General features: G+C 61.6%; 5 protein-coding genes. All 5 read right to left on the bottom strand.

From position 1 onward, the window contains the following. Window positions 1-42 precede the first annotated feature (42 nt). Window positions 43-4,032: an EAL domain-containing protein gene (locus tag HOP58_RS20325; protein WP_234261375.1), complete on the bottom strand. Its 3,990-nt coding sequence runs from the start codon at window positions 4,030-4,032 to the stop codon at window positions 43-45. Window positions 4,033-4,100: 68 nt separating this feature from the next. After that, window positions 4,101-5,324, bottom strand: coding sequence for a GGDEF domain-containing protein (locus tag HOP58_RS20330; protein WP_234261376.1), 1,224 nt, complete (start codon window positions 5,322-5,324; stop codon window positions 4,101-4,103). A 139-nt stretch (window positions 5,325-5,463) separates the two neighbouring features. Beyond that, window positions 5,464-5,694, bottom strand: coding sequence for a DUF2835 domain-containing protein (locus tag HOP58_RS20335; RefSeq protein WP_234261377.1), 231 nt, complete (start codon window positions 5,692-5,694; stop codon window positions 5,464-5,466). 182 nt (window positions 5,695-5,876) lie between these two features. Next, the gene (locus HOP58_RS20340; protein WP_234261378.1) at window positions 5,877-7,826 is read right to left on the bottom strand and encodes a methyl-accepting chemotaxis protein; all 1,950 of its coding nucleotides are present in this window, start codon (window positions 7,824-7,826) and stop codon (window positions 5,877-5,879) included. Window positions 7,827-7,989: 163 nt separating this feature from the next. After that, complete coding sequence (locus HOP58_RS20345) at window positions 7,990-9,564, bottom strand: ATP-binding protein (protein ID WP_234261379.1); 1,575 nt, start codon at window positions 9,562-9,564, stop codon at window positions 7,990-7,992. Between the last annotated feature and the right edge of the window lie 166 nt (window positions 9,565-9,730).

Here is a 9,730-nt window from a genome sequence, read left to right on the forward strand (position 1 = left end):
TTGGGTCACTGATATTTGTTGTCTTACGATTGTCGTTTCCGTCTACGAAAGCTTGCTGGCTGGCAGTGCATCGCCCTCGCTAGTCACGGTCGGTTGTCCCAGATAAGCACGCAACTGTTGCAGCGGCATGGGGCGGGCGAAGAAGAAGCCTTGGAACACATCGCAGCCATGCGCCGCCAGGAAGTCACGCTGCTCGGCATCTTCGATGCCTTCTGCCACCACGGCAAGCCCCAGATGGTGCGCCATGGAGATGATGCCCTGGACGATCGCGCCATCATGACGGCTGGTGGCGATATCGCGTACGAAACTGCGGTCGATCTTGATCTTGCCGATCGGCAACTGTTTGAGATAGCTCAGGCTGGAGAAACCCGTGCCGAAGTCGTCGATGGAAACCTCGACGCCCATGTCACGCAGGCGATGCAGCGTTTCGACGGCGGCGGCCGAGTCGGCCATCAGGATACCCTCGGTCAGCTCCAGCTCGAGATATTCCGGTGAGAGCCCGGTCTCGAGTAACGCCTGCTGCAGGTTGGACAGAAAATTTGGCCGCCGGAACTGCAGCGGCGAGAGGTTGACCGAAACGCGATACTGGCCATAACCCTCGGCCGCCAGCCGACACATGTCTCGACAGGCCTGACGCAGTACCCATTCACTGATAGGACCGATCTGACCGGTATCCTCGGCCAAGGGGATGAACAGGCCGGGAGAGAGATACCCCTTGACGGGGTGCTTCCAACGCACGAGCGCCTCGACTCCGACCACATTGCCGCTACGGGCATCGAGCAAGGGCTGGTAATGGAGTTCGAAGTTCTCCGCCTCGATCGCCTCCTGCAGATCGTTGCGCAACGCCATGCGCGCGCTGACCTCATCGTTGATGTCGCTGGTGAAGCACTCCCAAGCGTTGCGCCCCTTCTGCTTGGCCCGATACATGGCCATGTCGGCTTGCTGGATGAGCTCGACCGGATTCTCCAGCTCATCCTGCAAAAAGGCGATACCGACACTGGCACCGATGTAAAGCTCATGCTCGGCAACGCGGAACGGGCGTCGAATGCAGGTGAGCATTCGCTCCACCAGACGAATGGCACTCTCCTCACGTGCAAGCTCAGGCAGCAGGATGACGAATTCGTCACTCCCAAAGCGGGCCAGCGTATCACCGGGATCCAGCTCGTCCGCCAGGCGCTGGGCAACCTGAATCAGCACCTGATCGCCCACTTCGTGACCGAGGCTGTCGTTGATCGGCTTGAAATCGTCCAAGTCGACGAACAGCACCGCCAGGGTGCGGCCATGGCGCTTGGCCAGCTGAACGTCATGCAGAAGGTGGTCTTCGAACAGGGAGCGATTGGCCAACCCCGTCAGCGCATCGTGGCTGGTATGGAAGGAAAGCTTCGCCTCATAGGACTTGCGCTCGGAGATGTCATGCTGAATGCCGACGAAATGCGTTACCGTGCCTTCCCCGTCTCGCACCGGGGCCAAGTAGAGATTGTTCCAGAAAGGCGTACCATCCTTACGGTAATTGCACAGCGTGACGTTGATCTCGCGCCGCTCGGCCAGCGCCTTGCCCATCGATGCCACCGCTTCCGGATCCGTCTCACTGCCCTGAAGGAAGCTGCAGCTTCGCCCCAGCACCTCGTCGCGTCCATAGCCGGTGATGCGCTCGAACGCCTCGTTGACGTAAATGACCGGCTTTCCCTCTGCCCTGGCATCAGCAATGACGATGCCGTTGATACTGGCCTCGACACTGCGCTGGAGAATACGCAGCTCCGTCTCTCGCCGATGCTGCTCGGTCATGTCCTTGGCAATACCGTAAAAGCCGATCACGCTACCATTGACGACGATGGGCAAATTGGTCACATCTAGATAGACGGCCCGCGCCTCGCGATGGCAAATGGTGGCGGAATAGCGGAAGGCCTCGCCCGGGTCCGCATTGCGGAACAAGGCTTGGATACGCGAACGATCCTCGGGCAACACCAACACCGAATAATGGGAGCCGATGAGCTGCTCCATGGCGTAGCCCGTGATCTTGCTGCACGCAGCATTGACCGACGTAAAGTGTCCTGCCAGATCGAGCGAGAACACCGCATCGGGGTGATAGGTGAATAGCGAGCGGTAGCGCTGCTCGTTCTCCCTCAGCGCCTCACGGTTGCGTTCCCGCTCTACTGCAAGCGATACCAGCTCGGCAGCCTCGATCACGCGGCGCCGGTCGCTTTTCCTGGGCTCGCCCGGCTCGCGATAATAGATGGCAAAGGTACCCAACACCTCCGAATTGCTGGCACTCACGGGATATGACCAGCACGCCTTGAGACCGTGCTCGGCGGCAAGGGCATGAAACCCTCGCCAGTTGGGATCATGAGCGATATCGGCACATACTACGAAATCACGGATATACGCCGCCCGACCGCAGGCACCGTTCTTCGGTCCTATCGCGGTACCAGTGACCGCGTCGCAGTATGCTTGAGGCAAGCTGATACTGTAGATTCGATCCAGATAAAGACGCGTCTCGTCGCACAGCATGATCGATACGATGCCACCAGGCACCTGCGCCTCGACAATGCGGCAAATGGCTCCGAGCGTTTCTTCCAACGGCTGATCGCGGGCAATCAAGGTTTGCACGCGCTGTTGAGCCCGCAGGTGCCGCTGAGTACGCGCCAGGGCCAGTGAACGGCGGCGGCTCAGATCGGCCATGGCCAGGCTGAACGCTAGCAGGTAGCTCAGCACGAGCCCCGCCACCCCCACCCCCAGGGGTATCGCCTCGCCCAGACTGGACATCGCGAAGGGACCATTACCTTGGACCTTGACGCCCAAGGTGGCTCCACCAGGCAGTACCAAAAAGCCTTGCTGAAGCTCCGTCGCCATCTCCCCGTTGACTTGGTTGGCCACCAGCAGGCTGCCCTGACCTCGAACAGAGAGCACGAGCGGCGTAGCCAACGAACGGATTTCCCGCTCCAGCAGCTGTCGCAAATCGAGAACGGCCACCAGCCTACCCCGGGCAGGCTGGGCCAGCGGTACCGTTACCATGGCCAGCTCCGGGTGCGCGGCATCGGGCAAAACCCAGCGCGGATAGCCCCCGCCGACTGCCAGCCAGTCCAGCAACCAGTCGTGCCGCTCGAGCCAATTCAACAGCTGAAACGACGTTTCTCTTTCTCGTCCCCATTGAAACCGCTCGCTCTCCCCTTCCTGCCAGTAGAGCGACACCAGACTAGGCATGTCATGGAAATAGGTATCGGCTTCGACGCGACGAAACGTGGCGGGGGGCAAGCCACCGAACTCGGCCCAGCGTGACGCCATACGCTGCAGCTCACGCTGCTGCCTGTCTACCACCCGTTCCGCACTGACCTTGAAGTTAGTGAGCAACTCGGCGGCGTGTTGCTGGCGGGCATCGTACTGCTGCCAGGCCAGCGCATACCAGACAAGGCCACTCGACAGGACCCCACCGGCCAATGCCACGACCACACCACGACTCAGCACCGGAGAGACGGAAGGGTTGCGCGCCATCAACACCATGGCGGTACCCGTCAGCAGGGCAGGCAAGGCGGTAAAAGGCGTGGCAAAGGCGGTACCCCAAGGGCTCGGTCTGAGCAGGTCGGGTCTTAGCCCGGCGACGATGCTGAGCCCGCCGACCAGAACGATCCCCACCCCACCGAACCACCAGGAGTGGCGCCCTCGCGCGGAGCCGATACCCGCCATGAGACAGATCGAGACGATCAACACCGCAATGCTGGTCGCAGGTGAAAGTGAGAGGCGCTGAGGAAACACCTCTGCGACCATCCCTGGCGGCAGCCAGGTCAGCAGGGGAGCAAACAGACCGAATGGCAGCAAAAGCGCCCCGCAGCACTGTGCCGTCCTGGTTCGAGCCAGCAGCGTTGCCAGCAGACCAGCACCCACCAGCAGCATGATCGCCAGGCTGACCCAGGCCGGCTGCCACTCAACCGGAAGCTGCCAGCTCGCCAGGCCATTGACGCCACCCATGGCCAGCAGCAGAAGCGGCACGAGCAGCAACCAGGTATGCAGCGCTACCTGCTGTGAATTGTTGGGCATCAGGCCCCCGCTAGTCGACTTTCCATGAAATCGAATATCGGCAGGAGGCTGAAAGACTTGAGGGCCCGTCACTCGCTGGACAAAGGATCGTTAGCCACCATGACCTGGTTACGCCCCTCACGTTTGGCCCGATACAACGCCTCATCGGCACGCTTCAGCGCCTGCTGGGGCGGCTCGTCCTGAAGCAGCCGGGTCACGCCAATGCTGGTGGACACTGCAATGATCTTGCCGTCATGGTCAGTGAATTCGCTCTTCTCCACGGCATAGCGAATCCGCTCCGCGACCTCAGTCGCCCTGGCTTCGCCGCTGCCCACCAGTATGATGACGAACTCCTCGCCACCATAGCGAGCGACACAGTCGTGCCGACGCGTCTGCCTCACCAGCAGATCGGCAAACTGACACAGCACTCTGTCGCCGACCGAGTGGCCGTAGCTGTCGTTGATACGCTTGAAGTGATCGAGATCGAGCATCAACAACGAACAGGGCACGTTACCGAAACTCCCCTGCCCCTCGCTTTCGCGCTGCCAGGTCTGCACCTTGCTCAGATGTACTTCGAGCGCTCCCCGGTTGAAGAGTCCGGTCAGAGGATCGTGGGTCGCCTGACGATAGAGCCGTAACAGCAGGCTGAGTTGGAAATGATTGGCCGCCAGCGACACCACGAGCAGGGTCGCCAGCAGCCACAGGCTCTCTACCCCCTGCCCACTCAGCCAACTACCATCGGTCAACTGCGCGAAGGCCAGCAGACCCAGCATGGCGATGCCGGCCCCCAAGGATTCCAACAGCGTGAAGGGAAACACACTGAGCGCCGCTACCAGCAGGAAGGGAATGAAGCCATAGCCAATCAGGTTTACCAACTGCTCCGACGGCAGGACGATCAGCACCAGCAAGTAGAAGGCCGCCGGGAGCGCCAGCAACATGCCGGCGCTGAAGCGAATGCGACGGATGCGCTCGCGGCTGAAATAGGCCAGCGCCAGCACCCCCACCAAGCCCAGCATCAGAATGGCCCGACCCAGCAACGTATAGCGCAGCAGCTCGACCGGCAGCACCAAGGTGTCCACCACGATCCATAGCGGTGAGAGCAGCGCAAAGATGAGCCCTACCGCCAGCACGCGGCTGCGCAGGTAGCGGGCATGGGCGAAGGCGAAATCCCGCGAATGGTGGCGACTGCTCAGGGTATCGCGAAGAGCACTCAGACCTACGAACAGCTCGTGCCCCACCTCAGGCGGCTCGGCCAGGGCGTCCAGGCTGCGGTTCTGATATTCGCGAGGTCCCCGCGTCTTGTTGGAAAACATCGTTGCGTCCTTGTACGCGGCCACCCGAGGCGAGCCGATTAGCACGAATTTTGCTGGTGCGGTTATATCAGAGCCCATCCAACCTAACGAGATGCGAAGGTTTGACATTCGACAAACAGGAGAACGATTCAACGCTATTTCAATTGAAGTGACTCAAACGTTCAATCGAGTGAAAGCGACCCTCAGGAGAGAATGAGAGCCGAAAGGTACCGTGTACGCCATCGCGCGTCACTACGCGCCGCAGCGCCTCCGCAGGAAACACCACCCGGCGGCCATCCAGGCTATGGGCCAGCACCTGCCCAACCCGACCTTCGTAATGCGCCAGGCAGGCCTCAGCGGAAAGCTCAATGAGGACGTCGATACTCGGCATGAGAAGAGGACACCCGGCAGATCAAAACCTCAATATTAACCGATTCCAAACCGAGGAACCCATAGCGGCCATGGCATAGTATGAGAAGAGCCAGCGAACGCTGAAGCTCACCGAGCTAAACCCCACTAAATAACGAATCAGGCCACCGCGGAGTAACGGGCGCTCCGCGGTGGCCGCTCAGCTCACGCTGGCCGGGGCGACGCCGTCTCGTCTATCTTGAAACGCTGCACCAACCTGGCCAGCTCGCGGGCCTGGTCGCTCAGGGAGTGACTGGCGGCGGTGGCCTCCTCTACCAGGGAAGCGTTCTGCTGCGTCACCTCATCGAGCTGGCTGACCGCCATATTGATCTGCTCGATGCCCGACGACTGCTCGGTAGCTGCCGTGGCGATCTCGCTGATGAAGCTCGAGACCCGCTTCACTCCCTCGGCGATGGTGGCCAGCTGCTGGCTCGCCGTGGTGACCAGCCGTTCACCCTCGTCGACACTTGCCACGCTGGAGTCGACCAGCTCGCGGATCTTGCTGGCCTCGGCCGCACAACGCCCCGCCAGGTTGCGCACTTCGGTAGCCACCACGGCGAAACCACGACCGTGTTCGCCAGCCCGCGCCGCTTCGACCGAGGCGTTGAGCGCCAGCAGATTGGTCTGGAAGGCGATGCCGTCGATGGCCTCGACGATGCTCTCGACGCGCCTATTGGCCTGCTTGATGCTGCCCATGGACTGCGCCGCCTGTTGCCCCACTCCGCTGGCACTGCGCGCCTGCTCGTCGAGTTCGACGGTCAACTCGCGCGCCTGGGTCGACGACTCTGCCGTCTGCCGAACGGTGGCGGTCATCTGCTCGAGGCTAGAAGCCGTTTCGACCAGCGAGGAAGACTGCTCCTCGGTACGGCTGGCCAGGTCCTCATTGCCTTGGGCGATCTCGTTGCTCGCCACGCTGACCGATTCCGCGGTACGGCGGATGTCGCCCATCATTGCCTGCAGTTTCTGCTGCATTTCGTGCATATGGGCCAGCAGGCTGGTGGTATCGCCGGCTTTCACCGGTACCCGCATGGTCAGGTCGCCCTGCACTACGCGACGCACCACCTCAGCGGCACGCTGGGGGTCGCCGCCGAGAGTCTTCACCACCGAGCGCACCACACCCAGGCTCACCAGCACGGCAGCCGAGACGATCACCGCCGTGATAGCGACCAGAATCCAGAACAGCCGTGACACCTCGGCCAAGGCCTCCCGCTCGGGCACCTCCACCACCAGCCCCCAATGCAGCAGCGGCAGGAAGGTATAGCTGCCAATCACTCGCGTGCCGGCAACGTCCGTATAGCGACCCACACCGCTCTCGCCGGCGCCGATGGCAGTCGCTGCCTGAGTAACCAGCTCGCGGCTCTCCCCGGCCAGCGCTGCCACGGGGGTAACCGGCATGCCATCTCCCCCCAGCAGGTAAGTGTCGGAGCTTCCGCCGAGGGACATCTCGGCCATGCGCTCGAACAATACGTCGAGCCGCACCGCGCCACGCACCACGCCTACCACCTCGCCGTTGCCGCCAAACACAGGCGCCACCACGTTGCTCACCTGGTTGCCGGTGGCACGCGATACCAGCGGCTGGGAGAACACCGGCTGGCCCTGAATCGCCTCGCGGAACCAGGCGCGGTCCGCTACCTGGAACTCGGCGGCTTCCGCGGCGGACATCACCGTGGCACTGCCATCGAAGCTCACCCCGGCCACACCGACCCCATCCGGGCCAACGAAGAACAGCGTGTCGTAGTAGCCGCTCTGCTCGGCAACGCGAGCCAATAGGTGCTGAATCGGCTCGACCTCGACCTGCCTGACCGGATCGAGGCCGGCAATGTAGCCAATCTCATCCTGGCGCGCGCCCAGCCACTGCGTGAAAGCGCCGGCCATCATTTCGCCGGTGCCCTGCAACTGGTTCACCGTAGCCTGAGTAAACGACTGTCGGTACTGGGTATAGACCAGCCCCGCCACCAGCATTACCGAAATCAACACCAGCGAAACGATCATCAGCGTCAGACGGGCACTGAAGCCCAAGCGCTCGCGGCGTTGTGGTTGTGAAGCGAATGCCGGCGCGGCCGATGGCTCGGTCTCGTCACCTGTTGGGTACTGTGTCAGCGTAATGGAATTCATCTCTGGCTCTCCTGCCCTGCCGTGGACCGACCGGTCGGCAGTGGCTGTCGTGATCGTTGTACTTGACGCATACAGGCGAGGCCTGCCTGACAACGTTATCGGCAATGGCAAGGAGAGATTGAGAGAAAAGTTCAATAAGTTTGACGATTGCCAAACTTCTTGATCAGCAATGTACGTTTTCTACCTCGAACGCCACGATCTGGCGCCGCTCGCGGGAGAACTCCACGCCTATCAGATGCATCGGCTTGCCCTGGGCGCGGTACTTGTCGGCGTAGCCCTTGGCCTTGATCTGCTCGAGAGCGCTGCCCTCGGGCAGTTGTTCCACCACCTTGAACTCGAACAGGAACAGGTGCCCGGCGAAATCCACCGTCATGTCGACCTTGCCGTGGTGGCTGGCGTCCTCCACCGTCACCTTCACCCCCAGCGCGGCGAAATGGCTGTAGAACACGCTGGCATAGTGACCTTCGTAGCGGGCGATGGGGTTGTTGCGGTACCAGTCGTGGGGCAGCCCGGCGTAGAGGGCTTTGAAATAGGTTTCCAGGCCGGCCATGTCCGCTACCTTGAGCAAGCCGGGCAACTTGAGAATAAGCTCATCCAGTGCATCGTCGCTTAGCCCCAGCACAGGCAACAGCGCCTCATTGAGGCTGGCTTCCACTTCCTGATTGGGAAAACCCAGGCGATAGATGGGGCGATTCGGTACCTCTTCGCGTACCCCTTTCAGGGTGAGATAGCCGGTCTGAAACAGCAGCGCTTCGGTGGCGATATCATCCACATCGAAGCGACTCAGCAGCGCCGGTCGGCTGTGCCAGGCAGTAAGCGCCGGAGTGAACACCCCGCGCTGCTTGAGCACTTCCACCAGAAAGGTGGGCGTGGCGCTCTCGAACCAGTAGGCGCCGAACTGACGCTTCTGGAACAGCAGTAGCACGTCGAAGGGATTGTAAACGGCCGTAACATCCTGCCCGCCCCAGCGATAGCCGTTGTACCAGTGCTTGATCTGGCTTCGCTCCAGCCCCGGCAGCTCGGGGGCGAATACCGTGTCGATGTCGTCGTCGGTGTAGCCGCAGATGGTCGCGTAGGGGGCGTCCAACGTCACGTCGTTGAGATTGTTGAGGCCGGAGAACAGGCTTACCTTGCTGAACTTCGACACCCCGGTAAGCAGCACGAAGGCCAGGTGCGGGTCGGCATCCTTGAGCACGCTGTAGAGGTTCTTCAATCCCTCGCGCAGCTCGCGGGCCCGTTCGGGCTCGAGCAGGTTGTCGAGAATGGGCTTGTCGTACTCGTCGACCAGTACTACCACGCGGTGGCCATACTTTTCGTGGGCACCGCGAATCAGGTCGGCAAATTCACCCGGTATGTCTTCCGCCTGGGTCGCGTCAATGCGTAGCCGCTCTCGATTGTGGCGCAATAGATAGCGGATTCGCTTGTCGATATCGTCGCGGCTCTGCATCACGCCATCGGCAAAGCTCAGGCGAATTACCGGATAGCGAACCTGCCAGTCCCACTTGTCGTGAATATAGAGCCCTTCGAATAGCGCCTCGCGGCCCTCGAACAGGCAGCGTAGGGTATCCAGCAGCAGGCTCTTGCCGAAACGCCGCGGCCGCGAGAGGAAGTAGTACTTGCCCGCCTCCACCAAGCGGTGGATCGCCGGGGTCTTGTCGACGTAGTAGTATCCGCCTTCACGGATATCGGCAAAGGTCTGGATCCCGATGGGCAGTTTCTTGCGGGGCGCGGAGGACACGACACTCTCCTGGGAAGTGCTGATTCATGCCAGCATAACATGGCGACCTCGCGCAAGCCTCGAACCAGCAGCCTCTCAAGGGTGGGTGCTTCGCCTCCGCTACGCCGTGGCTTCCTCGATCTTGAAACGCTGCACCAGCCTGGCCAGTTCGCGGGCCTGGTCGCTC

This window comes from Halomonas sp. MCCC 1A11062, from assembly GCF_021404355.1.
Taxonomy (GTDB): domain Bacteria; phylum Pseudomonadota; class Gammaproteobacteria; order Pseudomonadales; family Halomonadaceae; genus Halomonas; species Halomonas aerodenitrificans.